The 26075-nt window shown below is 70.1% G+C and carries 24 protein-coding genes; 13 read left to right on the forward strand and 11 right to left on the reverse strand.

All coding sequences use genetic code 11. The annotated features are described in order from the left end of the window. Window positions 1-21 precede the first annotated feature (21 nt). Together B7K23_RS14055 and B7K23_RS14060 are read right to left on the reverse strand one after the other, a co-directional pair. Entirely contained in the window at window positions 22-1872 is a 1851-nt protein-coding gene (locus tag B7K23_RS14055; RefSeq protein ID WP_084127318.1) for a glycoside hydrolase family 6 protein, read from the reverse strand. Between the two features lie 73 nt (window positions 1873-1945). Continuing rightward, window positions 1946-3130 (reverse strand): transglutaminase domain-containing protein, encoded by a 1185-nt coding sequence (locus tag B7K23_RS14060; RefSeq protein ID WP_084127319.1) that lies wholly within the window; start codon window positions 3128-3130, stop codon window positions 1946-1948. Between the two features lie 281 nt (window positions 3131-3411). Between B7K23_RS14060 and B7K23_RS14065 the strand changes: the two genes are divergently transcribed. Continuing rightward, a complete protein-coding gene (locus B7K23_RS14065) occupies window positions 3412-4272 on the forward strand; it encodes a nuclease-related domain-containing protein (protein ID WP_084127320.1) in 861 nt (286 codons plus the stop codon). A 109-nt stretch (window positions 4273-4381) separates the two neighbouring features. Here B7K23_RS14065 and B7K23_RS14070 read toward each other — a convergent pair whose 3' ends face one another. The 3 genes from B7K23_RS14070 to B7K23_RS14080 form a co-directional block, all read right to left on the reverse strand. Next, window positions 4382-5542 (reverse strand): DUF2510 domain-containing protein, encoded by a 1161-nt coding sequence (locus tag B7K23_RS14070; RefSeq protein ID WP_084127321.1) that lies wholly within the window; start codon window positions 5540-5542, stop codon window positions 4382-4384. Between the two features lie 88 nt (window positions 5543-5630). Next, window positions 5631-6194, reverse strand: coding sequence for a hypothetical protein (locus B7K23_RS14075; RefSeq protein ID WP_084127322.1), 564 nt, complete (start codon window positions 6192-6194; stop codon window positions 5631-5633). A 75-nt stretch (window positions 6195-6269) separates the two neighbouring features. Next, window positions 6270-6950, reverse strand: coding sequence for a TetR/AcrR family transcriptional regulator (locus B7K23_RS14080; RefSeq protein WP_234996550.1), 681 nt, complete (start codon window positions 6948-6950; stop codon window positions 6270-6272). A 98-nt stretch (window positions 6951-7048) separates the two neighbouring features. Between B7K23_RS14080 and B7K23_RS14085 the strand changes: the two genes are divergently transcribed. Both B7K23_RS14085 and B7K23_RS14090 read left to right on the forward strand, forming a co-directional pair. After that, window positions 7049-7543 carry a DUF6326 family protein gene (locus B7K23_RS14085; RefSeq protein ID WP_200809849.1) on the forward strand — a complete coding sequence of 165 codons (495 nt, stop codon included), beginning with the start codon at window positions 7049-7051 and terminating at the stop codon, window positions 7541-7543. A gap of 104 nt (window positions 7544-7647) precedes the next feature. Further along, window positions 7648-8106 carry a lamin tail domain-containing protein gene (locus B7K23_RS14090; protein WP_234996551.1) on the forward strand — a complete coding sequence of 153 codons (459 nt, stop codon included), beginning with the start codon at window positions 7648-7650 and terminating at the stop codon, window positions 8104-8106. A 7-nt stretch (window positions 8107-8113) separates the two neighbouring features. Here B7K23_RS14090 and B7K23_RS14095 read toward each other — a convergent pair whose 3' ends face one another. After that, the gene (locus B7K23_RS14095; RefSeq protein ID WP_084127325.1) at window positions 8114-9211 is read right to left on the reverse strand and encodes a DUF2510 domain-containing protein; all 1098 of its coding nucleotides are present in this window, start codon (window positions 9209-9211) and stop codon (window positions 8114-8116) included. A gap of 157 nt (window positions 9212-9368) precedes the next feature. On the opposite strand from B7K23_RS14095, the gene B7K23_RS14100 reads away from it, so the two are divergent. Together B7K23_RS14100 and B7K23_RS14105 are read left to right on the forward strand one after the other, a co-directional pair. Then, a complete protein-coding gene (locus B7K23_RS14100; protein WP_200809850.1) occupies window positions 9369-9980 on the forward strand; it encodes a TetR/AcrR family transcriptional regulator in 612 nt (203 codons plus the stop codon). 44 nt (window positions 9981-10024) lie between these two features. Further along, a complete protein-coding gene (locus B7K23_RS14105; protein ID WP_084127327.1) occupies window positions 10025-12211 on the forward strand; it encodes an alpha/beta fold hydrolase in 2187 nt (728 codons plus the stop codon). Here B7K23_RS14105 and B7K23_RS15570 read toward each other — a convergent pair. Further along, window positions 12192-16031, reverse strand: a complete 3840-nt coding sequence (locus B7K23_RS15570) for an ExeM/NucH family extracellular endonuclease (protein WP_234996552.1) — start codon at window positions 16029-16031, stop codon at window positions 12192-12194. The genes B7K23_RS14105 and B7K23_RS15570 overlap by 20 nt on opposite strands. 374 nt (window positions 16032-16405) lie before the next feature. Here B7K23_RS15570 and B7K23_RS14115 point away from each other — a divergent pair, with 374 nt between their 5' ends. After that, window positions 16406-17476, forward strand: a complete 1071-nt coding sequence (locus B7K23_RS14115) for a class I SAM-dependent methyltransferase (protein ID WP_084127328.1) — start codon at window positions 16406-16408, stop codon at window positions 17474-17476. Window positions 17477-17576: 100 nt separating this feature from the next. Here B7K23_RS14115 and B7K23_RS14120 read toward each other — a convergent pair whose 3' ends face one another. Continuing rightward, the gene (locus B7K23_RS14120) at window positions 17577-18839 is read right to left on the reverse strand and encodes a DUF2254 domain-containing protein (protein WP_084127329.1); all 1263 of its coding nucleotides are present in this window, start codon (window positions 18837-18839) and stop codon (window positions 17577-17579) included. 253 nt (window positions 18840-19092) lie between these two features. Between B7K23_RS14120 and B7K23_RS14125 the strand changes: the two genes are divergently transcribed. Genes B7K23_RS14125 through B7K23_RS14135 form a run of 3 tightly spaced genes read left to right on the forward strand, consistent with a single transcriptional unit; the run spans window position 19093 to window position 19866 of the window. After that, the gene (locus tag B7K23_RS14125; protein ID WP_084127330.1) at window positions 19093-19374 is read left to right on the forward strand and encodes a hypothetical protein; all 282 of its coding nucleotides are present in this window, start codon (window positions 19093-19095) and stop codon (window positions 19372-19374) included. Between the two features lie 55 nt (window positions 19375-19429). Beyond that, window positions 19430-19624, forward strand: a complete 195-nt coding sequence (locus B7K23_RS14130; RefSeq protein ID WP_084127331.1) for a hypothetical protein — start codon at window positions 19430-19432, stop codon at window positions 19622-19624. Further along, complete coding sequence (locus B7K23_RS14135; protein ID WP_084127332.1) at window positions 19621-19866, forward strand: hypothetical protein; 246 nt, start codon at window positions 19621-19623, stop codon at window positions 19864-19866. The genes B7K23_RS14130 and B7K23_RS14135 overlap by 4 nt, the downstream gene beginning before the upstream one ends. A gap of 145 nt (window positions 19867-20011) precedes the next feature. On the opposite strand, the gene B7K23_RS14140 is transcribed toward B7K23_RS14135, so the two are convergent. Further along, complete coding sequence (locus B7K23_RS14140; protein ID WP_084127333.1) at window positions 20012-20947, reverse strand: 5'-nucleotidase; 936 nt, start codon at window positions 20945-20947, stop codon at window positions 20012-20014. A gap of 61 nt (window positions 20948-21008) precedes the next feature. Then, complete coding sequence (locus B7K23_RS14145; RefSeq protein WP_084127334.1) at window positions 21009-23039, reverse strand: ATP-dependent helicase; 2031 nt, start codon at window positions 23037-23039, stop codon at window positions 21009-21011. 90 nt (window positions 23040-23129) lie between these two features. Between B7K23_RS14145 and B7K23_RS14150 the strand changes: the two genes are divergently transcribed. The 4 genes from B7K23_RS14150 to B7K23_RS14165 all read left to right on the forward strand — a co-directional run bounded on the left by B7K23_RS14150 (window position 23130) and on the right by B7K23_RS14165 (window position 25302). Beyond that, complete coding sequence (locus tag B7K23_RS14150) at window positions 23130-23378, forward strand: hypothetical protein (RefSeq protein ID WP_084127335.1); 249 nt, start codon at window positions 23130-23132, stop codon at window positions 23376-23378. Between the two features lie 60 nt (window positions 23379-23438). Next, on the forward strand, window positions 23439-23918 hold the full coding sequence (locus tag B7K23_RS14155; protein WP_234996553.1) for a helix-turn-helix transcriptional regulator: 480 nt from the start codon (window positions 23439-23441) through the stop codon (window positions 23916-23918). Further along, window positions 23915-24970, forward strand: coding sequence for a permease (locus B7K23_RS14160; RefSeq protein WP_084127336.1), 1056 nt, complete (start codon window positions 23915-23917; stop codon window positions 24968-24970). Before B7K23_RS14155 ends, B7K23_RS14160 begins: the two co-directional genes overlap by 4 nt. Before the next feature lie 89 nt (window positions 24971-25059). Beyond that, complete coding sequence (locus B7K23_RS14165) at window positions 25060-25302, forward strand: thioredoxin family protein (protein ID WP_234996554.1); 243 nt, start codon at window positions 25060-25062, stop codon at window positions 25300-25302. A 31-nt stretch (window positions 25303-25333) separates the two neighbouring features. Here the strand turns inward: B7K23_RS14165 and B7K23_RS14170 are convergent, their stop codons facing one another. After that, window positions 25334-25999 (reverse strand): flavin reductase family protein, encoded by a 666-nt coding sequence (locus B7K23_RS14170; RefSeq protein WP_084127337.1) that lies wholly within the window; start codon window positions 25997-25999, stop codon window positions 25334-25336. Window positions 26000-26075 lie beyond the last annotated feature (76 nt).

Genomic DNA, 26075 nt, shown 5'->3' on the forward strand with positions numbered 1-26075 from the left:
CAGTTCGAGAACCGAGAAGAGTCAGTTCCCCGCACACACCACATCCACGGCATCCGGCGCGTCCCCGCTCGCCGTGAACCCGAACTCCCCCGTCTCACCCGCCGCGAGCACCCCGTTCCATCCGACGTCGCCGACGGTCACGGTCCCGCTCGTCCCGGACGAGTCACCGTTCCATAGTCCGTCGATCTCGACACCTGAGGGGAGATCAAAGGAGACCTCCCAGCCAGACAGCTCCCCAGCAGCCTTGACGACCACGTTCGCCTGGAACCCGCCCTGCCACGAGTTGGTGACCTCGAGCGAGGCAGAGCACTCCCCCGCTGCCCCGGCCACAACCGCATCGTCCGTGTCGTTTGAGGAGTCACCGGCGGCCGAGTCCTCAGAGGAACCCAGCTCCACCGAGTCATCCTCCCTGGCAGGCGGGTTCTCCTCCCCGACGGCCGGGTACGCATTCGCCACGAGCTCCGCGAACTGCGCGGCGAACCACTTGCCCGACAGCGGCGCATCGGCCAGCGCCCCGGTCGAGTTCCCACCAAGACGTTCAGTGGAATACGAAGGCGAGCACATCGGGTCGTAGCTCTTGCCCTCGTCGTTGGCGATCTCCTCCGACGACCCGTCCGACTCCCCCGGCGGCTTCACCCACAGGTACGCGTCCAGGTGCGAGTCCGGATACCCCGACGGCAGCGCCTGCGGCCTGAGCCCCAGCCCCGCGCCCGCCTGGTTGCACCACGCCCCGCGATGCGTGCGCTGATCGATCGCATTCGCCGCGACATACGCATCCACGGACGATGCGTCAGTCACCTCGGTCGGGCGAGCGGAACCTCCCCAGCCGTTGCGGGAGGTGTCGATGAGCATGCCGATCGTCTCGGGGAAGCCCGTGGCGACGGCGCGCGCGTACAGATCCGCGGTCCAGTCGGCCTCGTCGAACAGCGCGTTCCACTCGTAGAAGCTCCCCGACCGGATCTCCTGGCCTCCCACCTGGAGCGAGGCGTCGGGCAGGTAGGTCTCCTCGGTCGGCGTGTAGTTGGCGGTGTTCGTGACGAAGCCGTCGACAGCCTCGAAACCCGCCTCGGTGGACTCCACGACGGAAGCGAACAGCGCGACCGACGGCCCCGAGTTCGAGTCCCACCCGAGCCAGCCCGAGTGCGCGGCGTCGATGTAGCTGTACACATTCGGAAGCGGGGCGAAGGCGTCGAGCGCATAAGCGATGCCGGCCCGGTAGTACGGATCTGCGGCCTGGCAGTTGGCGTCGGACGCGTTGGTCACGAGGTTCGGCAGCGAGTCGGGCTCGATCACGGTGACGATCCGCAGGTCGGCGTACTCGGGCTCGGCGAAGATCGCGGTGAGCGCGTCGATGTACTCGCTCTCGTATCGCTCGAGCCCCTCGTCGGTGGCGGGCAGCTCGCCGTTGGACGCGAGCGCGAAGCAGTCGCGCCCCGGCAGGTCGTACACGACGACGGTCACGGCGACAGGCTCACCGTCGACGCTCTGGGACAGCGCCGCATCCAGGTGATACCTCAGCCCGGGGCCGTCGGTGTTGCCCTCGATCGCGGAGATCCGGTCCATCCACACGCCGGTCGGCTCGGACGCGACGGCACGCATCGACTCGGCGAGGTCCGGGTCGCCGGACTCATAGGAGGCAGCGGTCGCCTCAACCTGCGCGGACCACTCCGCGTTGACGTACATCGTCGCGCCCGCGAAGGGATTGTCGACGTGGCCAGCCTTGGAAACCGAGCCCGAGGACGATGCGCCACCCGAGTCGGACGTCGAGTCCGAGGGCTCCGCCGAATCACCCCCGGTGCAGGCGGCGAGCGCGAGCACCGCCGCAAGCCCCGCCGCGGTCACCGACGCCCGACGCCGCGCACTTCCACCCATCCGACTCACGAGACCACCCCTTCTCCCAGGGAAGACTAGCGATCTCCACCAGAACTGAGAAGGAGCGTCGCCGCTACTCCCCGTAGCTCGAGATCGCCGCGTCGATCGCCCAGTCGGTGCCTGCGGCGCGGGTCGCGAGGCGCGGGCTGTCGGAGGACAGCAGCAGGTAGTCGTCGCTCGCGCCGGCCTCGCCCAGGTCGTCCCACGTCGCGTCGACCACGAGCCATTCGCCGTCGATCAGCACCTTGTTCCATGCATGACCACCGCTCGTCAGCCCGTCGCTGACCTCGCCCGTCACGATGATGCTCTGAAGCCCGACCTCGTCGGCGAGCAGCTGGAAGGCCTGCGCGTAGCCGTTGCACACCGCGCGGCCCTCGACGAGGGCCTCGTAGGCCTCCTGACCCTGATCGGGCCCTGATCGCACATTTGCGCCCTGCAGCGTCGCGTAGACGTCGTAGTCGTACTCGGTCGCGGAGATCACCGCGTCGTGGATCGCTTCGACGAGCTCCACCTGGGTCGAGGCGCCCGAGACCGCGGGCGTCGCGGCGATCGCGTCCACGGCCTGCGCCGTAGCGACGCGCCGCCGCTCCGCCTCCTCCGCGTCGTACGTGTAGTCGAGCGAGACCCACGCGCCAGTCGCGCTTGTGCTCCACCGCCACGAATCCACGAAGACATAGGGGTTCTGCACGGAGACCTCGTACATCGCGTCCGCGAACGCGTCGTCGAAGTGGCTGTCCTCGACGAAGGCGGACACGTAGATGCGGCTCTCCTGCGCGATCGCCCCCTCAGCGATGTAGGTGCTGAGCTCGCTGTTGCCGTGCACGGGGTACGAGACTCCGGACACGGAGGACTGCACCTCCGTCGCCTGGCTCTGGGCGGAGGTATCGACGCTCATCAGGGCGTCGGTCGCGTTCCTCTGGTAGCCGTACAGCGCCACGACGACCAGGAACAGGCTCACGAGGACGAAGGCTCCCCTCGCGCGCGAGTCCCCCGACGCTCGCGCCGGCGCGCGGCTCGAGGCGGGACCCCCGCGCCACACGGAAGTGTCCTGCCATCCGGACGAGCGCACCGTCGCCGCACCCACTCGGCCGGGGACCTCGGCGAGCGGCACGCGTTCGAGCCTCGACACCCGATCGCGCGTGCGCGGCGTCCAGCTCTGGCCGTCCCAGTAGCGCTCGATGTCGAGCCGGCTCGGGTCCGGCAGCCACCCGGGCGCAGGCAGCACCGGACGATGCGCCGAAAAGTCATGCTCCCCCACGAAGCCCCCTTCTTCGAGGGAAGACTAGCGAGATCTCCGCGCGCTGAACAGAGACGCCCTCACCTCGCCGGCTGCCCGGCATGCCGAGGACGCGGAGCGCGCCACGCGAGCGTCACCTCTTCCCGCGAGCCCGCCGCGCGCTGAACAGAGACGCCCTCACCTCGCCGGCTGCCCGGCATGCCGAGGACGCGGAGCGCGCCACGCGAGCGTCACCTCTTCCCGCGAGCCCGCCGCGCGCGTAATGTGCCAATCAAGGCAGGGCAAGGAGGTCTCCCCGGACCATGACCGGCTTCACCGTCACCCGACTCGGCGCGCCCGGCAGGGATCGCGTCAGGGTCGCGCGCGCCGATGGTACGGAGCTCGGATGGATCGACCTGGGAACCGGCTGCCTCACGGTGAGCCCCGGCGGCGACGCCGAGCTCGTCGACCTCGCGGTGAGGGCTTGGGCCGTCCGCGAGCACGTCTCCGTCCCGGCGCTCGATCCGCCGGACGACCCGGCCCGCATCCTCGCCGCCGCGCCGGGCCCCACCGAGATCCCCGGCGCGGACGAGCCCTCGACCGAGAGCACGCCAACGAAGGCACAATCCCCCACGACACAGACCACCGCAACCCCCAGCCCCTTCGTCCGCCCGGCCGTCGAGTCGCAGCCGCCGGATCAGGACGATGCGCGGGTCGCGATCGCGTCGCGCCTGGACCGCCTCACGGACGTGGGTTGGCAGGTGCTCCACGACGTGCCCTTCGGGCCGTCGGACGCGCGGCTGGACCACCTGCTGGTCGGCCCCGGTGGGGTGTTCACCGTGACCACGCGCAGCCACCGCGGCAAGCGCGTGTGGATCGGCGCGGAGGATGTCATGGTCGACGGCCGCCCCGCGAACCACCTGCTCGACGCGCGCGCCGACGCCGACATCGCCGGACGGCTGCTGTCGGACGCGACGGCCACGCCCGTCGAGGTACGCCCGACGCTCGTGATCGTCGCCGGCGCGATCGGACAGGGCCTCACCTTCCTCCAACCCCCGGCCGACGTCGCGGTGCTGCGCCCGCTGGACCTGCCCGATCACTTCGAGCGTCGCGCCGGAAACCTCACCTCACAGGAGGTCGAGGCGATCGCGAGCGCGGCGCGTCGCCCCGCCACCTGGCACTGAGAACCTGGCGCTGAGAGAGGGCAGCTCAGTCGCACGCCGCCGCGGGCGGGCAACCGCCGCGCGAACGGCCGGGAGGCACGGGACGGCCGGCGCGGGCAGCAAGACCCGTCTACGCCCGGAAGCTCCACACCAGGTCGTCGAGCACCCATTCGCTGTCCGCCGCGCGCGACGACATCGCGGAGTTAGACCCAGCTATGAGGAAGTAGTCGTACGCCGCGCCCAGCTCACCCAGGTCATCGAACGCAGCGTCGGCCACGAGCCAGGCGCCGCTGACGAAGACCATGTTCCATGCGTGCTGGCCGACGGTGTCACCGTCGTACGCGGTGCCGGTGACGACGATGCTCGTGAGCCCCGCGGCCTCGGCGAGCGCCTGGAACGCGTGCGCGTAGCCCTCTCCCACCGCGAGTCCCTCGACGAGCGCGCCGTAGGCCTCGAACTCACTGTCGGATGCCGTGGCGCCGCCGACGGAGAAGGCCGCGTCGGCGTCGTAGTCGGCCGTGTCGATGAGCGCGTCGTACAGCGCCTCGGCGATCGCGACCTCGCCGACCGCGCCCGCGACCGCATCAGAGGTGACGATCGCGTTGACGGCGGTGACCGTCCGCTCGCGCCGGAGCTCGGCCTGGGTGTCGGTGTAGGTGTACTGCGGGATCACCGCCTCGCCTAGCTCCGCGAGCACGGACGCGTCGGGGTCGATGTAGACGTAGGGGTTCTGCGCGGCGACCTCAAGCAGCGCGTCCTCGACGAGCGCCTCGCGCTCGTCGCCGAGCACGGTCATCCAGGACACGTCGATCTCGGGCTCCTGCGCCACGAGGCTCCGCGCGAGGTACATGCTGAGCGAGTCCGTCCCGAACACGGGATAGACGACGTCCGGTCCGGCGGGGGCGCCCGAGGTGCTCGACGTCCAGGGCAGCGTCCCCGGGAACAGGCTGACCGACGCGACGGTGCCTGCGGCGAGCACGCCGACGAGAGCGACGCCCATGGCCCAGTGTCGGTGCGGGTGGGCCTCGTGAGCCGCCGAGACTCCCGGCAGCTCGGGCACGATCGCCTCAAGCCGGGGGTCGATCGGCACCGCCTCGGCCCGCCGCCCGCCCAGCTTCTCGGCCGCGGTCCACAGGGGGTCGACGAACTCGAGCTTGGTGTCGCGATCGCGCGTGTGGGAGCTCCACGAATGCCCGTCCCAGTAGCGCTCGACGTCAGTGAGCGCGGGATCGGGCAGCCACCCCGCTTCGGGCAGCCGCGGCGGCCGCACCTGGCCTTCGCCTGCTGGCATCGGCCACCCCCTGTCACCTTCGACCCGAGAACGGTTTCCCCCTTGTTCCCAGGCTAACCACGCACGACACGACGTGTCGCGCGGAACGCTACTGGTCGTCCCCCGACGACAGCAGCGCGTGGAGCTGCCGGAGCGGCTCCCTCACCATCGAGTTGACGATCGCTGGGCTCGCCTCCGAGCCCGCGAGCATCTCGAGGATCGACTCGCACATGGCCGCGATCTCGGCCTCCCGATCCCCCTGATCGTGAAGCATCTCGGCCCTCACGCCGAGGATCGGGCCGCGCAAGGCCAGCACCATCTCGGGGCTGTCCGTCTCCGACACGAGCCGGTCGTACTGCCTCTCGGTCTCCTCGACCACGGCCAGCGCATCGTCCTGCTTGCCGGCGAGCAGCATCGCGTGCGCCGTGCCGACGCCGATGCGGATCAGCTCGGTGCGCTCGTACTGCGTGGGGCCGGAGCCCTTGAGCACGTAGCGGGCGACGCCGTACGCCTCCTCCCACGTCTGCTCGGACTTGTCGTAGTCCTTCGCGAGCGCGAGCTCCATCGAGTACCAGGACAGACGCTGCGCAAGGCGCAGCGCGCTCTCGCGCGGCTCGACGCTGAACTCCGCACGCAGGCGGCTGACCTCTCGGCGCGTCTTCTCGATGCTCATGTGACGACTGTATGTGAGATCCGTCACATGGCAACCCCCGGTGTCACATATGTGACTCGATGTCCGGCTCGCGTCTCACCGCAGCGCCGCGCGGCGGGCCTCGAGTCCATCCAGGATGAGGTCGAGCGTGAACACGAACTCGGCCCGGGTGTCGCAGGCACTGAGTGATCCGTCGGGGTCGTGCGGCCCGGTGGCCGCCATCTGCAGCAGGTGCGGCATCTGGGCGGCCATCGCGAGCATCGCCTCCTCGTCGATCTCCTCGTCACTGTCGGGCGCGGGATCGAACAGCTCGTTCGAGAAGCCGAGGATCAGCGAGCCGATGCTGTGGATCGCCCGATGCGCTAGCCCGTAGTCGAACCCCGCGTCGATGAGCGTCGCGAGGAAGTCCTCGTAGAGCGCGAACATCGCCGCGGGCGACTGGGTCTGCTCGGAGATCAGCGCCGGGGCCCATGGGTGGGCGAGCATGACACCGCGCGCGGCGAGGCAGCGCGCCCGGAACGTGTCGCGCCAGTCCTCCTCGCGGATCGCGGCCTGCGTCACTGCGACCTCGCCGACGATCGCCTCGACCATCGCGGCCATGAGGTCGGGCTTCTTCGCGACGTGGTGGTACAGCGACATGGCCTCGCAGTCGAGCTCGTCGGCCACCCCGCGCATGGTCACGGCGCGCAGCCCGGAGAAGTCCGCGATGGCGACCGCCGCCTGGACGATGCGGTCGCGGCTGAGCGGCTCGCGCGCGGTCTCCCCTGGTCCGGACATCATTTCCATCCTTCTGTGGCGTTCATCCATCTTACGCCGTAAGGTGACCTTACAACGTAAGGATGGACGACGGGAGAGTCGTCCACGAGGGGAGCACCATGACCACCGACACGACCCACGACGGCGCGACCGGCGCATCGTCCGCGAGCGCCGCATCGTCCACGACCGCGGCCCCGGCCAAGGGCGATACCCGGCCCTTCGCGTTCTTCGGCACGCGCCGCGTCGTCTCCGCGCTGTGGCTGTTCGCGATCCTTAACTACCTGTACTGCGACGTGCTCGGCACGCACGACCCGGAGTACATGAACGACATCCTGGACGGCACCGCCCCGATGGAGATGTCGCCGGGCTTCCTGCTCGGCGCGGGCGTGCTCATGACCATCCCGATCCTCGCGGTCCTGCTCACGCGCATCGCCCCTCACGGCATCGCGCGCTGGTACTCGATCGTCGCGGGCTCGGTCATGACGCTCGTCCAGCTCGCGACGCTCTTCGTGGGCACGGCCACCATGTACTACTGGTACTTCTCCGTGATCGAGATCGCGACGACGGCCGCGATCGTCTACTCCGCGGCGGTGCGCTGGCGCGCGGACTCGTGAGTGCGCCAAGGGCGCTGTGAGATCCCGCACGGAGGTGTCGCCGGAGCCCCGCGTGAGACGTAGGATCTCGCTGTAGATTCCGCGAATGTCTGAGGGGGCATCCTGTGTTTGCTGTTCGCCGCGCGACCGCGCTCGTTCTCGCCGCTGCCATGGCGATGATGCTGAGCGTCACCGTCGGATCGGAGCCGGCGGACGCCGCCTCGTCCGTCCGCTTCTCCTACGTGCAGTACGACAGCCCCGGCTCGGACAAGGGCTCCAACAGCTCGCTGAACGCGGAGTACATCCGCATCAAGAACTACGGCAGCAAGTCGAAGAGCCTCACAGGCTGGACGGTGCGGGACAAGGCCGGCCACGTCTACAAGTTCGGCACGCTCACGCTCAAGCCCGGCGCTACCGTGACGCTTCACACGGGCAAGGGCTCCAACTCGAGCAAGCACCGCTACTGGGGTCAGTCCTGGTACATCTGGAACAACAGCGGCGACGTCGCGGTCCTCAAGAACAAGGCGGGCACCAAGCTCGACACGTGCAAGTGGGGCAGCACCGGCTCGGCCAAGAAGTGCTGACGACTCGTCAGGCCCCGTCGACGAGGTAGGCGGCCTCGCGACCGTCCATGATCCAGTCGGCGTCCGCGGCGCGCGTGTCGAGCACCTCGCTGCTCTGGTCCAGGAGCAGATACTCGCGCCCCGTGCCGAGCAGCCCCGCATCGTCCCAGGTGGTGTCGACGACGAGCCATTCGTCGTCGATCTGGACCAGGTTCCACGCGTGGAGACCCGTCGTCACGCCGCCGTCGGCGGTGCCGGTGACGATCACCGAGTCGAGACCCACCGCGTCCGCGAGCAGCTGGAACGCCTGCGCGTAGCCGTTGCACACCGCCGAGCCCTCCACGAGGATCCCGTAGGCCTCCTGCGAGCGGGCGACGCGCGGCGACGTGGCGGTCGTCTCCCCCGCGATCACGGCGTCGGCCGCGGCGTAGTCGTAGACGGCTGACGACACGACCAGGTCGTGCACCGCCGTGGCGAGCGCGCGGTCGTCGACGGCCGAGGTGACGGACGCGTCGGCGACGAGGCTCGCGACCTCGGCCGCGGTCTCGCGACGGCGGCGCTCCGCCTCGGTGTCGTCGTAGGTGTAGATGGGCTCGAGCACGGCCTTGGGATAGCCGATGCTCCACTCCCACCCCTCGACGAACACGTAGGGGTTCTGGGTCACCGCCTCGAACACCGCGTCGGGGATCGTCTCCTCGGACGCCTCGTCGGTGAACGCCATCCACGACAGATCGATCGTCTCCTCCTGCGCGACCATCGAGCGCGCGAGGTAGGTCACGAGCTCATCGGAGCCGTAGACGGGATACGCGACCTCGGGGCCGCTCGGCGCGGGCCGCACCAGCGCGTCGGGCCACGGGATCCAGGACGGCAGCGCACCCATCCAGCCGACGCCCGCGACGATCGCGGCGAAGACCGCGAGCGTCGCGGTCCAGCCGATCGCGCGGCGCCGCGAGCCGGGCCTCGGCGCACCGCCCGAGGACTCCCCCACCTCGACGCCGGTCTCCCTGTCGCGCACGCGCAGGGTCCACTGCTGGCCGTCCCAGTAGCGCTCGAAGCCGGGACGCATCGGGTCGGGAAGCCAGCCCGCAGGCCGCAGCGACGTGCTGCTGCGCGAGGCGTCGGTCATGCGGCACTCCCCCCTGGCCCGGTCGTGGTCACGTCAGCGTAGCGCGCGGCCCGGGCCGTTGACAGGGAGGGACGACGCCTCTATCGTCGGCAGTATCGGTCGAACGACCGAAACCGTTCGCGGGCACCGCCGCCCGCCGTACCAGGAGGGCAGCCCGTTGCCGACCGCCGACACCCGCGCCCTCATCCTCGACGCCGCGCGCACCTGCGTCCTCGACGAGGGCTACGCGTCCCTCTCCACGCGCAAGGTGGCGGAGCTCGCGGGCGTCCCGCTCAGCCAGATCCACTACCACTTCGGATCCAAGGACAACCTGGTCCTCGCGCTGCTCGATCACGAGGACGCATCCCGTCTCGATCGCCAGGCCGCGCTGTACGCGGGCGACGAGCCGCTGTCCGAGCAGTGGGCCCGCGCGTGCGACTACCTCGACGACGACCTCGGGTCCGGCTACGTTCGGATCCTCCAGGAGATGTTCGCGGCGGGCTACTCGCAGCCCGCGCTCGCCGCGAGGCTCGACGCGATGATGAACCGCTGGATCGTGGTCCTCACCGACGCCTTCGCCCATCACATGGACCGCGGGCTCGACCTAGGCCCGCTCACCCCGGCGCAGCTCGCCTCGCTCGCCGGCAACGTCTTCCTGGGCGCGGAGCAGTCCATCCTCATCGGCCATGAGCACGACGCCCACCCCGCCCGTGAGGCCCTCCGCGCCGTCGGGGGCCTCATCGCCGCCGCCGAGAGACGCGCCGGCCTCCTCCCCGCCCCCACCGACTGAAGGGCACGGGATCCCCGGAAACCCGCACGCAAGGAGTCCCCGCCATGCGAGCAGTGCAGTCCACCCGCGAGGGCTTCGTCGAACGCGACGAGGCCCGCCTCCACTACGACGTCTACGAGCACCTGTGTCCGGAAGACGCCCCCAGCATCGTCCTGCTGCCCACCTGGACCGTGGTCCACGCCGAGGCATGGAAGATGCAGATCCCGTACCTCGCGCATCACTATCGCGTCGTCGTCTACGACGCCGCGCGGTCGGGACAGTCCACGGGCCCGCGCAGGGCCGACCGCCACACGCAGAGCGCACGCCTCGCCGACGCCACCGCGGTCATCGAGGCCACCTGCGCCGAGCCCGTGCTCATCGCGGGCGTCTCCATGGGCGGGACGCTGACCTACTCCGTCATGGCCTACCGACCGGACCTCGTGCGCGGCGCCGTGATCTTCGGAGCGAATCATCCGTTCCTCGTCGACCCGCCGGGCTGGCGCGACGTACCGCCTGCATACCACCCCGCCACCAACCCGCGCCCCGAGGGGTGGGCCAAGGTCAACCCGGAGTACATGAGTCAGGAGTGGCGCGACTTCGTCTCCTTCTTCATGGCACAGGTCGCGAGCGATGAGCACTCGACGAAGGCGATCGACGACCTCACCGCGTGGGCCATGTCCCAGGACCCCGAGGTCGCGATCGCCGCGATCACGCAGGCCGAGGACCTGGATCTCGAGGACTGGCGGCGGCGCCTGTCCGAGTCGACCATCCCCACCCTCATCATCCACGGCACGGACGATCAGATCTGCCATCCCGACTGCTCCCGCCTTGCGGCCGCGACGATCCCGACCGCGAGGCTGCTGATCGACGAGGGCGTCGGCCACGTCCCAGGCTCCCGGTATCCCGTCCTCAACAACCATCGCCTCCGGGACTTCGCCGACGAGGTCTTCGACCGCGAGCCGCGCCCCGGCTCGGAGCGTTGGCGAGCATTGCATCCCGAGCCGACCCGCGAGGAGCTCGACGCGACCGCGTGGGCAGCCCCCGCATCGTCCCCGCGCAAGGCCCTGTACCTGTCCTCGCCCATCGGCCTGGGGCACGCGAGGCGCGACGTCGCGATCGCCGAGGAGCTGCGCTCACTCCATCCCGACCTCGTGATCGACTGGCTCGCTGACGACCCGGTCACCCAGGTGCTCGAGGCGTCCGGCGAGCGCATCCATCCGGCGTCGCGGCTGCTCGCCTCCGAGCTCGCGGTGCTCGAGGCCGAATGCGGGGAGCACTCGCTCAACGTCCTCGAGGCCGTGCGCGACATGGACGCGGTGCAGCTGCACAACTTCCATCTCCTCGACGAGCTGACGGCGAGCGAGCACTACGACCTCGTCATCGCCGACGAGGCCTGGGAGCTCGACTACCACCTGTTCGAGAACCCCCACCTCAAGCGCAGCCCCCTCGCGTGGATGACCGACTTCGTCGGCAACTACGCGATGCCCAGCGGAGGCGAGCGACAGGTCGAGGTCGTGAACGACATGAACGCCCAGATGGTCGAGCACGTCGCCGACCATCCGGGCCTGCGCGACGCCTCCGTGTTCGTCGGATCCGAGACGGACGTGCCGGAGGACCCGCTCGGGCCCGGGCTGCCGACCATGCGCGAATGGACCGAGCAGCACTTCGACTTCGCTGGCTACATCACGGGCTTCGACCCCCGCACCCTCGGCGACCGCGAGCGTCTGCGCGCCGAGCTCGGCTTCGGGGAGCGCGAGAAGGTGTGCATGGTGTGCGTCGGCGGCTCGGGGGTCGGCGTCGACCTCATCCGCCGCGTCGTCGCCGCAGCGTCTACCGTCCGCCGGACCCTGCCGGAGCTGCGGATGATCGTCGTGACCGGGCCGCGCATCGACCGCTCGCGGATGCCGGTCGTCGAGGGCGTCGAGTACCACGCCTACGTGGACCGGCTCTACCGCTGGCTCGCCGCGTGCGACGTCGCGATCGTGCAGGGCGGGCTGACGACCACGATGGAGCTCACCGCCTCGCGTGTGCCGTTCATCTATGTTCCGCTCAGGGAGCACTTCGAGCAGAACCACCACGTCGCGGCCCGCCTTCGCCGCTACCGCGCCGGCCTGCGCATGGACTACGACGAGCTGAGCCCCGAGCGCGTCGCTGACGCGCTCGGGGCTCTGCTGGCCTCTGAACCGGACTACCTGCCGGTCGAGACGGACGGTGCGGCCAGGGCCGCCGCCCTCATCGGAGCCGTGCTCTAGCGACCGACAGGCCACCGATCAGCATCGCGAGCGTCGCGGCCAGCGCGAGCGCCCAGGACAGGCTGCCGATTCCGGTCGAGGCGAGCGAGTCGCCCGCCGCCGCCTCATCCGAGGCCTCGGTGGTCGAGTCGTCGTCCGCCTCCTCGCCGGCCGCCGCCTCGTCCGAGGCGGCCACGGTCACCGGGACCCAGCCCATGAGCTCACCGTCGGCGCCGTACACGGCGACCCGGTGGCTGCCCGTGGCCAGGGTCGTCGGCACGGTCAGCGTCCCGGAGCCCGAGCCGAGCTCGGTGGGCGTCGAGAAGATGAAGACCTTGGTGCCCTTGCCGAGCGTCTTTCCGGTGCACTTCTTCACGTGCACCGAGAACTCCTGCCCCGGCTCGAGCGAGGTGACGACCTCACCATCGACGCAGACCACGATCGCGTTCTTGAGCGCGGCGATCAGGTCCGCGGCGAAGGCCGCGAACTCGACGTCGCCGATCGTGTCACTGTCCGTGAGCTGGTCCAGTCCGTCGGCGTCGAGCGTGGCGCCGTAGGTCACGGAGCCGCGCGCGAAGTCCTTCGGGAGCAGGACGTGGTCGACGGTCCAGGTGAGGGTGCTGCCGGCCGCGAGCGTCGTCTCGGTCGGGAACACACCGGAGATGTCCGAGTCGGAGGTCTCCGCGAGCGCGATGCCCTCGAGCGAGTAATCGCCCTCGTTCGTCACGGTGCCGGTGAAGGTCACCATGTCGCCGATGCTCGGCACACCGTCGCCGTTGGTGTCGGTGTACTCCGCGGTCACGTCGAGCGTCGTCTCCGGCGCCGTGTAGCCGCCGGTGCGGCCGCTCAGCGACAGCCCGATGAGCGCCGCGTCGTGGTCGGACGCGCGGTACGGCGTCGTGTCGTCGAACAGCGCGGCCTGCGCGTCCGACTTGTACGACGTGTCGTAGTCGACGATGTCAGGCTCGTCGGAGTTGATGTGCCACTCCGTCGCGCCGGTGACCTGGCTGGACAGCGTCTCGCTCGACATCACGTAGTCGAGGTAGCCGACCTCGCCGTCGTAGACGTAGCTGTAGGCGTACTCGCCCTGGTAGGCGCCGATCTGGTCGGTGTACCCGGCCGACTCGAGGGCCACGATCGGGTCCTCCTTGTCGTACGAGTTCAGGTCACCGAGGATCAGCCAGTCGGAGTCGCCGCTGCCGGTCGGGTCGCCCTCGATCCACTCCGCGAGGACCTCGGCCGCCGCGGTGCGGGTGTCGTTGCAGTTGCCCTCGAGGCCGCCTTCGCCGGTCTCACCGCACGCGGAGCCCTTGGACTTGAGGTGGTTGACCGCGACCGAGAAGACCTCGCCCGAGGAGTTCTCGGTGAAGGACTGCGCGACGGCGGCACGGTTCTTGCTCGAACCGACGCCCAGCGGGTCGAGGAAGTCCTCGGAGTCGAGGACCGCGGAGGCGCCCAGCGGCGTCACCGCATCGGTGCGGTAGATGATGCCGGTCTTGATGGCATCAGTGCCCACCACCCCGTCGGTGCCCGCGACGATGTAGTCGTAGGTGCCCTCGCCGAGGATGTCGTTGAGGCCGCCGAGACCCGAGCCGTCGCCGTAGGCGCCGTCCTCACCGTCGACGATCGTGGCGAGAGCCTCGACCCCGGTGGTGTTCTCGATCTCGACGAGGCCGACCACGTCCGCGTCGAGTCCGACGAGCGCGTTCATGAGCTTCGCGTGCTGACGCTCGAACTCCTCACGGTCGTCGGCGCCACGGCAGTCCTGGTCCTCGGTGGGTCCGCAGGTGTCGGCGGTGTCGAGCGACACGAAGTAGTTCAGCGCGTTGAACGACGCGACCGTGAGGTCACCGCCCACGTCCTCCGGCTCCGACGGAGCCGTCGTCTGCGTGTAGGTGTCGTAGCCGTCACCGTCGCCGTACGGGAGGATCCGGTACAGCGAGTACGAGTAGAAGATCGGACCGGTGAGGCCCGTCACCGTGTCGCCGCCGCGGAACGCGTTGTCGAGCGTGAACAGCTCCCGGGTGATCGGGTGGATGCTCACGTCGGGGTTCGAGGACGTGTTGCCGTCGTCGATCGTGATGCGGCTGCGCTCGTTGAGGTCGCTCAGCGCGGCGGCCTCGGCGCTGTCCGGCGCGAACACGGCGGTCGGGTTCATGACCCGGTCGACGCCCTCGATGGACGGCAGCGCGACGACGACCTCGCCGTACTGGTCGTAGTTGTAGTACTCGGAGACGACGAGCTCTTGCGGCAGGGTGCCGACCATGCCCTCGTACGCCTCGAGGTCGTCGAGCGACGACACCGGGAACTCGATGGTCGCGGCCGTCGGCAGCGCGACGCCCGTCTCGATGACCTCGATGCTCGTCGCGTTGATCTGGGTGTTCGAGTAGTACTCGGACACGGTGCCCGTGACCTTCACGTGGTCGCCGAGCGACACCGAGTCGCTGCTGCCGTTGTAGACGAAGACACCCTCGGAGGTCGAGTCGTCAGCGTCGGCGTCGGCGTCCTCCTCCTGGAGGAAGAAGCCACCCAGCTCGGGCGAGGCTCCCTCGTAGTCGCCGACCACGACGGCCTCGACCGTCACGGTCTGACCCACGAGCGGCGAGTCGCCGCCGGTGCCCTGGACGTCGTGGAGGAAGACGGTCTCGGCCTCTCCTGAGCCGTCGCCGTCGCCGCTGGACGTGCTCGCGGTCGGAGTGTTGGGCGGCGAGGCCAGGTTGAAGTCCAGCATCGTCCAGTCCTCGACGGTGTCGGTGTCGACGCCGGCCTCGGTGCGGCCCCAGCCGGCCGCGCTGTACGAGCCGTCGGGCCCGAGGACCGGCGCGCCGAGGTAGGTGAGGTCCGACGCCCCGGTGTCGATGCTCGCGAGCGAGTCGAGGGTGGTGACGCCGTCGGTGGTGTCGCCGACGCCCTTGCCGGCGAGCCCCTCCGAGTCCACCAGCGCGATCGTGAGAGTGCCGTTCTCGAAGAAGTTGTCCGCAAGCGCGAGGTCAGCGGTCACCGAGTACTCGGACTCCGCGAGCGAGTTCGCGATCAGGTAGTAGCCGTTGTCGCCGATCTCCGCGCCAGCGGGGATCGTGACAATGTGGTCGATCTGACCCTGCGTCGAACCGCTGTCACCCTCGACCTCGATGATGCTCAGCCCCTCGAGCGAGGTGCCGGGCGTGCCGTAGAGCTCGACATACTCCCGGTCATTGCTCGTGGTGCTGATCAGCACCTCGTTGATGACGAGCGCCTGAGGGGCGTCTCCGGCCGGCGTGGGCGTGTTGGGCGGCGAGGCCAGGTTGAAGTCCAGCAGCTCCCAGTCGTCGGCCGTGTCGGTGTCGACTCCGGCCTCGATGCGACCCCAGCCGGCACCGGCATACGAGCCGTCAGGGCCGAGGACGGGCGCGCCGAGATACGTGACGTCGTCGGCGCCCGTGTCGACGCTTGCGAGAGAGTCGAGGGTGGTGATCCCGTCGGTGGTGTCGCCGACACCCTTTCCGCCGAGTCCCTCGGAATCGACGAGCGCGATGGTGAGCGTGCCGTTCTCGAAGAAGTTGTCCGCGAGCGCGAGGTCGGCCGTCACGCCGTACTCGGTCTCCGCGGAGGTGTTCGCGATCAGGTAGTAGCCGTTGCCGCCGAGCTCGGCGCCAGCGGGCAGCGTCACGATGTGGTCGATCTCGCCCACTGCCGAGGCGCTGTCCCCCTCGACCTCGATGATGCTCAGCCCCTCAAGGGAGGTGCCGGGGGTGCCGTAGAGCTCGATGTACTCCCGGTCCGCGCCCGTGGTGCTGATCAGCACCTCGTTGATGAGGACGTCGTCCCCAGTGGCCGCCTGGGCGGTGGGAACCGCGATCACTCCGATCGAGGCGAGGGCTGCTGCGGCAATGACTGCGCTGGCACGGCGTGGGTGAGACAAGACGTGGCTCCACTACTCCTGATTGACAATTCGACCACGCTAGCGATCCTTTTAGCGTCACGGGGTGCCGGAAAGCGAACTTCAGGTTAATTCTTTGTTTCATCAACATTGACTCGGCCTCCCGCGCGGGACCAGGCACTTCGACGATCCGGGCCTCACGGCGCTGCGATGGTGGCCGCTCGCCCATGCCCTCTCCCCTGTCCGCGACCGCGTCTCGCGCCGCCCGCGTCGCCTCCGCACGTGTGGACGGCGACCCCCTCCGGTGCGACCCTGGAGATATGTGAGCGCCGTTGCCCGCAGGAGGAGGTCCTGCCATGTCCCTGCACCCTCACGCACCCGCCAACGCCTGGGCGGACAGAGTCTTCGAGTCCGCGCTCGGCGCGATCGACATCCTCGCGATCCATCTGGGCGACCGGCTCGGGTGGTACCGCGCCCTCGCGGCGGCCGGGCCGCTGACCGCGAACGAGGTCGCCCAGCGCACGAGCACGCATCCCAGGTACGCGCAGGAGTGGCTCGAGCAGCAGGTGACGTCGGGCTTCCTTGAGGCGCTGCCGACCGACCCCATGCAGTTCCGGCTGCCTGCTGGCGCCGCCGAGGCCCTTACCGACGAGCACTCGCTCGCCTACATCTCCCCGCTCGCGCGCATGCTGTCGGGCTCCGCCTCTCACATGCCCGCGCTGCTCGATGCGTACCGCACGGGCAAGGGCGTGAGCTGGAGCGAACTCGGAGACGATGCGCGGTGGTCCCAGGCGGACATGAACAGGCCGTGGTTCGAGTCCCTGCTCGCGGACGCGATCCGCGGGGTGCCCGACGTCCACGAGGTGCTCGACCGGCCGGGCGCGCGCATCGCGGACGTCGCGTGCGGCGCGGGCTGGTCCACGATCGCGCTCGCCGACGCGTATCCGCGGGCCGGCGTCACGGGGATCGACATCGACGGGCCGTCGATCGAGCGGGCACGCCGCAACGCCTCCGAGTCCGCGGCATGGGATCGCGTGGCATTCCACGCGGGCGACGTCGCCGACCTGGATGGGCAGTTCGACGGGGTCTTCGTCTTCGAGGCCCTGCACGACATGCCACGACCGGTCGAGGCGCTCGCCGCGATCCGCAGGGCCGTCAAGCCCGACGGCGTGGTCGTCGTGATGGATGAGGGCGTCGGCGACGCGGTGGCCCCGGGGGACGACGTCGAGCGGCTCATGTACGGGTTCAGCCTCTTCGTGTGCCTGCCCGACGGCATGTCCTCGCAGCCATCCGCAGGAACAGGAACCGTGATGCGCCCCGCGACGCTCGAGCGCTACGCGAAGGAGGCGGGCTTCGCCGACGTCACTGTGCTGCCGATCACCGACTTCAGCTTCTTCCGCTTCTACCGGCTGCACCTGCCCGGCTGATCGAGCCCCGCCCGCCCGAGCCGAGGCCTGCCTCGGGTACGGACCCTTAGCGACGCGACCCGGCCGGGGCCCCCGGGCTGGCGCATCGTCCCTGGCAGGACTACTCGGCCGCGAAGACCGTGTCTGCGGCCGCCCGCACGGCCGCGAGGTCCGACGGATGGCTCAGCGCCGCCTCGGCGCGCTCGACCGCGCGGGACGATGCGGCGAAGAGGACGTCGCGATGCGCCTGGTCCGGGGCGAGCGCCACAAGGTGGACGAGCACCTTCTGCACGCGCAGCCCGACCTCGACGAGCGGAGCGCCGTCGCGCGCGATGGGCCGCAGCACGTCCTCGACGAGGTCCTCGAACGCGACCGCGGGGACGTGGACGCGAGGGCAGTCGCACTCGCTGTCCGCCTCCGCGGTGAGCAGCACCGTCAGCACCCGCTCGGAGGCGCCGAGCGCCTCGACCGCGGTGCCGGGATCGTTGGTCGACGGCGACAGCGCGCGAGAGCCGATCTCGGCGAGGGCCACGAGCCCGAGCCGAGGATCCTGCTCGTAGGTCCGGTGCCTCTCCACGAGGAAGGCTCCGCGCAGCCGCTCCCACGCCTCGGCATCGTCGCTGCTCGGGCCGCCGCCCGTGATGCGCGCGAGCGCCGAGCCCTTCCCGACGTAGCTGCCGGGGATCGCGTCGACGTGGATCTCGATCCCCTCCTCCGCCGCGATGGACTCGAGCAGCGGCACGTCGACGCGCGTGACCGAGCCCGCGAGAGTCGCGCGCACCACGCGGGCGCCGTCAGGCACCGCGACCGGGGCGACGCCGCCCAGGTGCGGATCGCGCGCATAGGCGCGCGCGGCATCGGTCGCGGCGCGCTCCACCCGGTCGATCACATCGGGCACCCGCCCGAAGGTCGTGAGGTGGTGGATCCAATGCAGCAATGTGCCGACGACGAGCGCCGTCATGAGGATCGCGCCGATGAACAGCAGGCCGCGCGCCTGGTCCGTGAGGCCGTCGACGCCGAGCACGACGATCCCGAGGATCGCGAACACGAAGGCGCCGAGGAAGGTCGACAGGGCGTTCTGCGACGTGCGATCGGAGATGAGCAGCTGGGTGGCGCGCGGCGTCGTTCCTCGGGCCGCGGACCCGTACGCCGAGATCATCGCGGTCAGCGAGAACGTCGTGACCGCGAGCATCGACGAGGCGAGGACCTCGAGGACGCTCTGCACCGCGCCCTGGGCCAGCGGGAACCCGAAGGCCTCGGGCAGGTGTCCGCCGAGCCCCCACGAGAAGGCGACCAGCACGAGCGCGAGCGCCGTGTAGATCGCAAGCCTGAACCAGATGCGCTCCGGCAGCCGCGCGAGGAACGCGCGCACCCCGATCTCCATCGTCGCCTCCTCGCGGCATGCGCGGCCCGGGCGCCGCTGTGCCTGTGCCGCTCACGGTACGCCACGCCGGGGCCCCTCACCCGCGCGCGAACTGAGCGCGGCGCGAAGGTGCGGACCGCATCGTCCCTGGACCACGCACGACTTGTCCGTATCGGTTGACGCATCAACGTGACGGGCGCACCATGGAGGAGGTTCGGTCGAACGACCGAACTAGGACGACGAAGACGTCGTCCCTCCCGGGAAGGAGTCCCCCATGTCGAACGACGACGACGGATTCGTGACGATGCGACTGGCACCACCCGACCCGATGTTCGCGCTGGCCACGCTGTGGATGTACACCGCCGAGACGCAGCAGAGAAGGCTCGCGAAGCGCCAGAGCGAGCCGCTGCCTCTCGAGACCCCCACCCAGCACGATGTGTGGGAGCGCCTCACCTCCGCGGGTCGCCTGCTGCTCAGCAGGGCGAAGGGCGCTGGAGCGTTTACCGACCGTAGACCGACTCCGCCGAACCTGGGATCGGGCGCCACCACCGCGTGACGGTGCCCCGTCCCGACACCCTCGCACAGCCCGCCAGGAACCAGGAGTACCCACCATGACCAGTGCCACCGCCCCGCGGCTCGCCATCCGGCCGCTCGCCAATCCCCTCCGATTCCGCGCGACCGCCGCCAGAACCGATCCGCGCGACGCCTTCCAGCAGCTGTGGCAGTACGCGTACGCGCGGCACCAGGACGAGGCCTCGCGGCAGGATCCGCGCCGCACCGACGCCCACGGGGACGCGCGGTCATGACCACCGCGCGCGTAGCGATCGGCCCCAGCGTCCCTCACTCGACCGTCCTCGCCGCAGTGTTCAACACGATCGGCTACACGGTGCTGATCGTGGAGGCGCCCGTGCGCGGCGCCCGCGCGGCCGGACGGCTCGCGGGCCGCGCCGTCAGCGCGCCGGCGGCATGGCTGTTCGAGGCATCGACCTCACGGCTCGACGCACGCCAAAGCCGAAAGATCCGGCACATCGCCGGCACAGGAGTCTGAGCCGGGCGGGGGTGGGGGGTACGTCGACATCGATGAGGGGGTCGACACCCGCCCGGCTCGGCGCGGTCGGCTCGCGCGTTCACGTCGCACCGCCGCGCCGCACCGGTACATCCCACCTACCGGGCCCGAACGGTCGGCGGCCGGTCTAGAACAGCGGCTCGTTGGCGACGCCGTACGGCACGTGCACCCCGGCGACGTGCTCGAGCGCGGGGCTCAGGTGCCCGTGCTGATCGTCGAAGAACATGTGCGGGCGCAGCACCTCGAGCACCCGCGCCTTCTCGATGCCGCCCATGAAGAAGGCGTCGTTGACGGTGACGCCCCAGCTCCGCAGCGAGTGCACCGCGCGCTCGTGCGCGGGAGCGGCACGTGCCGTGACGAGCGCGATCCGCAGGCGCGGCTGATAGGCCGGATCCGCCGCCTGCTTCTCCTGCTCGAGCCGCTGGATCCTGTTGAGGTCCGCGACGAGCGGCTGGAGAAGGCCCGGCGCGTGCGCGACGTCGCGCTTGGCGACCTCGTTCGCGACGAAGCCGTCCATGCCCTCGGTCTGGAACACGCGCTCCGACTCGTCGGTCGCGAGCACCGCGTCGAAGTCGAACGCGATCCTCAGGCCGCGATCCGCGTCGTCGTAGGCCGCGCTGTTCTCGAGCACGTGGCCGGCTGGGTAGCCGGCCTTGACCGCCGCGAGGACATCGTCAGCGTTGCGCGTGAGGAACAGGCTCATGCCGAGCGCGGGGATGTAGTCGAGCGGCGACCGGCCCTGCGTGAAGAACGCGCGCGTGACGCCGAGTGCGTACTTCTCGACCGACCGCATCACCCGCAGGCCCGTGCTCGCGTCGTTGCGCGACAGCACGATGACCTCGACGAGCGGGTCGCGGGGACGCAGGTCGTTGAGGGTGAGGAGGCGCTTGATGAAGGGGAACGCGGGGCCGGGCGGAAGCAGGTCGTCGAGGTGACGGTCCTGGTAGTCCTGGTAAGCCATCTCGCCGTGCTCACGGAAGTACGCGTCGGACTCCGTGAGGTCGAACAGCGCGCTCGAGGCCACGCCCACGACGAGTCGATCGTGAAGATCGTAGGCGGGCATGCGAACCTCCGGTCGGAATGGGCGGAGCCTCGACTCTAGTCGCCCACGGCGAGGCGTCGCATCATCCCAGGTCACCCAGGTCCACTCCGAGGTCGATCTCCGCGGGCCCGCTGAGCCCAGGCCGCGGCGTGGGCTTGGGCGGGCGCTGCGGCACGTGGACGGTCTCCTCGACCAGCCCCTCGGGCAGGGTGCCGAGGAAGTACGCGTCCTCGATCTCGTGCATCGCGTAGGGGCCGCCAACCCATGCGCGCACGGGGGTGTGGAACACCGAGCGCGTGACGCACAGCCGATCGCGAGCGCGCGTGAGCGCCACGTAGAGCACGCGCCGCTCCTCCTCGACCGCGTCCTCGTCGCCGAGAGCGCGGGAGGACGGGTAGGCGCCGGGGCTGACGCCCGCGCAGAAGGCCCAGTCGCGCTCGAGACCCTTCGCGGAGTGGACCGTCGACAGGACGACGTGGTCGTCGTCCTTGGACTCGGCCGTGAGCTCGGAGGTGAACACGGGTGAGAGCAGGTACTCCTCGATGAACTCGAGGATCGAGCTGCGGCTCGCCGCGAGCCGCTCGACGTGCACCAGGTCACGCTGGCGCGCCTCCCAGTTCTCGTTGCGGTACTTGTGCGCGAGCACCGGGGTGAGCATCGCGGCCGCCCTGCCCACCGCATCGTCCACCCGCTCCGCGGCATCCTCGATCGCGTCGAGCCCGGCCGTGAGCCAGTCGGGCATGCTCGCGAGCGCCGAGGCGCGCGCCTCCCTCGCGGTCGCCCCCTGGTCGCGGGCCGCGAGCAGCGCGTCGAAGGCCCTCACCGCGGTCCTGTCTCCCACCCGAGGGATCAGCGTGAGCAGCCGCATCCACGCGACCTCGTCGTCAGGGTTCGCGACGACGCGCAGCGCCGCGAGGACGTCGCGCACGTGCGCACTCTCGAGCAGCTTGGTGCCTCCGAAGAACACATACGGGATCTCGTTCTCGACGAGCATCGCCTCGATGCTGCGTCCCGAGTAGTTGGAGCGCACCAGGATCAGATGCGTCGCCCACGGCAAGCCGTCCGCATGGGCGCGGTTCATCTCTCCCGCGATCCAGCCCGCCTCGTCCTGCGGGGTCTCGAAGCTGTGCAGCTCGGGCTTGGGGCCGCTGCCGCGCACGGCGTTGAGCCGCTTGTCGTACGCGAGCGGGCTCGCTCCGAGCAGCCAGTTGGACAGGTCGAGTATCTGCTGCGTGGACCGGTAGTTGTCCTCGAGCTTGAGGATCCGCGCGCCGGGCACCCGCTCCGAGAACGAGTGGATCGACGCGAAGTCCGCGCCTCGGAAGCCGTAGATCGACTGCGCGTCGTCGCCGACGCAATAGAAGCGCGTGTGCGGCACGAGCGGGTCGATGATCGTCCACTGCAGCGGGTTCGTGTCCTGCATCTCATCGATGAGGATCTCGTCGTAGTGGCTGCCCACCCATGCGGCGACCTCGGGGTCCGCGAGCCTGGCCGCGAAGATCAGCAGCAGGTCGTCGTAGTTGAGGTAGCGGCGCTCCTTCTTGCGCGCCTCGTAGTCGCGGACGACGGTCGCGATCGCCTTGGGGTCGATCGTCTGCTCGGGGAACTTCGCACGGATCGCGTCGGCGAGCGTGACCTTGGTGTTGCGCGCGAACGAGACGACGTCGATGATCTGCGCGGCCTTGAGCCCCTCGACCCGCTTGCCGCGGCCGAGCACGCCGCGCATCACCTGCGCCTGGTCGTCCGAGTCGAGCACGCTCCAACCGTCGTAGCCGAACACGTCGGGGTTGGCGCGCACCTCGCGCATCGCCCACCCGTGGAAGGTCATCGCGCTCACGCCCTCGGTCGCGGCGCTGTCGGCCTGCACGCGCGAGCGGATCTCGGCGGCGGCGCGGCGCGTGAAGGTGATCGCGAGGATGCGGTGCGGCGCGGTGCCGTTCCTGATGAGGTGACGGATGCGCGCGACGATCGTCGTCGTCTTGCCGGTTCCTGCGCCCGCGAGGACCAGATTGTGGCTCGCGCCCGTGACGACGGCCTCGCGCTGGCCGGGGTTGAGCCCTGCGAGGAGATCGCCGTCTCGCGTCGCTCCGCCCGCTCCCACCTCGTCAGCCATGCGGACGAGTCTACGAGCGCGCCCTGACACCTTCGCCCGTAGCCTGGACACGACACCCCGTGCCGACCCTCCGCCCCGAAGGAGCACGCCATGTTCTCCGATGACCTCGCTCCGTGGGAGCTCAGGCCCGATCTCGAGTCGCTCAAACCCGTGGCGCTGTTCGGCCACGGCGGCTGGATCATGTTCCACGCGGAGAAGTGCCGCTCGATCAGCCGCCGCACGTACACGACCGTGCCGGTCACCTCCCGGACGGTCGAGGCCATGTACGAGATGGGGCTCGCCGCGGGCGACGCGCGCACCGTCGCATTCTGCGGGAACTGCCTGGTCCGACGCCGCTGAGGCACACCCCAGGGACGTACGTCCCCACTGCGGCGACCCCGCGAGGCGGACACTTCAAATGTGACTCAAGTATTGGAGATCGGCCTCGCTCCCGCGGACCAGCCCGCGGTTGCGCGCGTCGGCTGCGCGCCAGGCGCGTGCGGCTCCGAGGCGAGCCCGCGCGATCCCGAGCCCGCCCTCGCGCTGCTCCAGGCGGTCGCCGACCCCGTGCGCTGGACCGTCATGGAGCGCCTCGCCGACGGCACCCACTGCGTGTGCGACCTGCGCGCGCACGTCGACGTCTCCGACACGCTCCTGAGCTACCACCTGCGGATCCTGCGCGACGCGGGACTCGTCACGACCGCGCGCCGCGGCCGCTGGGTCGACTACACGCTCGCGCCCGACGCCCCCGCGCGGCTGGCGCAGGCGCTGCCCGCCGCATCGTCCCTGGTCCCTCGGGACCCGGCGACCGCCGCATCGTCCCTGGCACCCGCATCGTCCGTGGCATCTCAGGACCCGGCGAGCGCGACCCCCTCCGGCGGGAGCGAGGCGACCGCGTGACCGTCATCGACCACGTCCACAAGGCGACCCCCACACAGCGGTGGGCGGGCCTCGCCGGGGCCGCGGTCGCGTGGTGGGCGCTCTACAGCGTCAACCTGCCGTTCTGGGACTGGGCGATCGGCGACGTCGTGGGCCTCGACCTCGAGTCGCGGCTGGGCTCGGGCGTCCACTTCTTCTTCTACGACACCGTGAAGATCCTGCTGCTGCTGACCGGGATCATCTTCCTCGTCACGGTGCTGCGCTCTTTCATGTCGGTCGAGCGCACGCGCGCGATTCTCGGCGGCAAGGCCGAGGGCGTCGGCAACGTGTTCGCGGCGGGGCTCGGGGTGATCACGCCGTTCTGCTCGTGCTCGGCGGTGCCGGCGTTCATCGGCTTCGTCGCGGCGGGGGTGCCCGTGGGCGTCACGATGAGCTTCCTCATCGCGAGCCCACTGGTCAACGAGGTCGCGATCGCCCTGCTGCTCGGCCTGTTCGGGTGGGGGCCGACGCTGCTGTACGTCGGCGCGGGCCTCACGATCGCGATCGTCGCGGGCTTGATCCTTGGCCGTATGAAGCCCGAGCGGTGGATCGAGCCGTTCGTATTCGAGACCAAGATCGGCGGTCACGCGGTCGACCCCGGCATGTCACTCACGTGGAACGACCGGATCCAGATGGGCATCGAGGAGGTCGTCGACATCCTCAAGAAGATCTGGCCGTATCTGCTGGTCGGCATCGGCATCGGCGCCTCGATCCACGGCTGGGCGCCCGAGCAGTGGTTCGCCGAGCACGCGGGCCCCGACAACCTGTTCGCCGTGCCGCTCGCCGTGCTCCTCGGAGTGCCGCTGTACTCGAACGCCGCGGGCATCCTGCCGATGGTCGAGGCGCTGTTCGACAAGGGCCTGCCGATGGGCACGCTGCTCGCCTTCATGATGGCGACCGTCGCGCTGAGCCTTCCCGAGATGATCCTGCTGCGCCGCGTGCTCAAGCCCCAGCTGATCGGGCTGTTCATCGGCGTCGTCACCGTCGGCATCATCGCCGTCGGCTACCTGTTCAACGCCGTCATCCCCGTCTAGCGACACTCACCTACCCGTCAGATGCGGCGACCATCTCACACCGACACTGACCTACCCGAACCGCACCGCCCACACGAAAGGACAGCATCATGATGAACATCAAGATCCTCGGCGCCGGCTGCGCCAACTGCGTCAACCTCGAGAAGGCCGCGCGCGAGGCCGCCACCGACCTCGGCATCGAGGCCGAGTTCGAGAAGGTCACCGACTACGGCGACATCGCGGGCTACGGCGTCATGAAGACCCCGGGCCTCGTGGTCGACGAGAAGCTCGTGATGTCGGGCCGCGTGCCCACCACAGCGCAGGTCAAGGAGATGCTCGCGCCGCTCGCGTGAGTCCGCGCCCGCCGGCCGGCCGGGCACCGATCTACCGGTACCACTCCTCGTCGATCGTGGCGAGGCGCGACGGGCTCACACGCGCCCCGAGACCGTAGAACTGCTGGAAGCTCATGAGGAGCGGCCTCCACCGGTCGGGGTCGATGCGGTTCGCGTGGCCCTGCGCGCGGATCTCGGGGTGCACATGCACGCGCGAGATCGCGACGTCGAAGATCCAGGTCGGGTCCTCGTCGTGCTCGGTCCCTGCAAGCGGACGATGCGCCACGACCCGGCCTTCCAGGTTCACTGGGCACTCGGCCACCCTGGGCGCGCCGACGGTCTCGGCGGACACGCCGGTCAGGTCGGCGTGGGCGAGCTTGTCGGGGACGTGGCGGTAGCCCGCGGCGTGCTTGCCCTCCGGCACATCCGCGCGTCCGGTCGTGAGCGCGAGGCGGTCCACCGCGTCGACCTGATCCGCGGACGGCAGGTTGAGCACGCACTCCCCCGTCGCGAGCAGGTTGCGCGCGGTGAGCGACCGCCCTCCCATCCCGATCACCGCGGTCGAGCCGAGCCAGAAGACGGAGGACATCGGGGCGAGGTTCGGGGCGCCGTCGGAGCCGACGGTCGCGAGCAGCACGACTGGCGTGCCGAAGTACAGGATCGCGGGGTCGATCACGTCGTGGGTGACCGGCCGAGGCTGTGCTGTGGTGATCGTCATGCGACCAGGGTGCGGCCGGGCGATGCGATCTGTCTGGCGGTTTTCGGACGTTGCAGTGGACACAGGACGGCGACCG

The sequence above is a fragment of the Demequina sp. NBRC 110054 genome (assembly GCF_002090115.1).
In the GTDB taxonomy this organism is placed as follows: domain Bacteria; phylum Actinomycetota; class Actinomycetes; order Actinomycetales; family Demequinaceae; genus Demequina.

Coding starts and splice junctions, on each gene's coding strand:
- B7K23_RS14105 (WP_084127327.1), top strand. CDS start 10,025: ATGCGAGCAGTGCAGTCCACCCGCGAGGGCTTCGTCGAACGCGACGAG.
- B7K23_RS14170 (WP_084127337.1), bottom strand. CDS start 25,999: ATGACGATCACCACAGCACAGCCTCGGCCGGTCACCCACGACGTGATC.
- B7K23_RS14140 (WP_084127333.1), bottom strand. CDS start 20,947: ATGCCCGCCTACGATCTTCACGATCGACTCGTCGTGGGCGTGGCCTCG.
- B7K23_RS14145 (WP_084127334.1), bottom strand. CDS start 23,039: ATGGCTGACGAGGTGGGAGCGGGCGGAGCGACGCGAGACGGCGATCTC.
- B7K23_RS14130 (WP_084127331.1), top strand. CDS start 19,430: ATGACCAGTGCCACCGCCCCGCGGCTCGCCATCCGGCCGCTCGCCAAT.
- B7K23_RS14120 (WP_084127329.1), bottom strand. CDS start 18,839: ATGGAGATCGGGGTGCGCGCGTTCCTCGCGCGGCTGCCGGAGCGCATC.
- B7K23_RS14075 (WP_084127322.1), bottom strand. CDS start 6,194: ATGAGCATCGAGAAGACGCGCCGAGAGGTCAGCCGCCTGCGTGCGGAG.
- B7K23_RS14165 (WP_234996554.1), top strand. CDS start 25,060: ATGATGAACATCAAGATCCTCGGCGCCGGCTGCGCCAACTGCGTCAAC.
- B7K23_RS14115 (WP_084127328.1), top strand. CDS start 16,406: ATGTCCCTGCACCCTCACGCACCCGCCAACGCCTGGGCGGACAGAGTC.
- B7K23_RS14065 (WP_084127320.1), top strand. CDS start 3,412: ATGACCGGCTTCACCGTCACCCGACTCGGCGCGCCCGGCAGGGATCGC.
- B7K23_RS14150 (WP_084127335.1), top strand. CDS start 23,130: ATGTTCTCCGATGACCTCGCTCCGTGGGAGCTCAGGCCCGATCTCGAG.
- B7K23_RS14085 (WP_200809849.1), top strand. CDS start 7,049: ATGACCACCGACACGACCCACGACGGCGCGACCGGCGCATCGTCCGCG.
- B7K23_RS14125 (WP_084127330.1), top strand. CDS start 19,093: ATGTCGAACGACGACGACGGATTCGTGACGATGCGACTGGCACCACCC.
- B7K23_RS14070 (WP_084127321.1), bottom strand. CDS start 5,542: ATGCCAGCAGGCGAAGGCCAGGTGCGGCCGCCGCGGCTGCCCGAAGCG.
- B7K23_RS14080 (WP_234996550.1), bottom strand. CDS start 6,950: ATGTCCGGACCAGGGGAGACCGCGCGCGAGCCGCTCAGCCGCGACCGC.
- B7K23_RS14095 (WP_084127325.1), bottom strand. CDS start 9,211: ATGACCGACGCCTCGCGCAGCAGCACGTCGCTGCGGCCTGCGGGCTGG.
- B7K23_RS14135 (WP_084127332.1), top strand. CDS start 19,621: ATGACCACCGCGCGCGTAGCGATCGGCCCCAGCGTCCCTCACTCGACC.
- B7K23_RS14055 (WP_084127318.1), bottom strand. CDS start 1,872: ATGGGTGGAAGTGCGCGGCGTCGGGCGTCGGTGACCGCGGCGGGGCTT.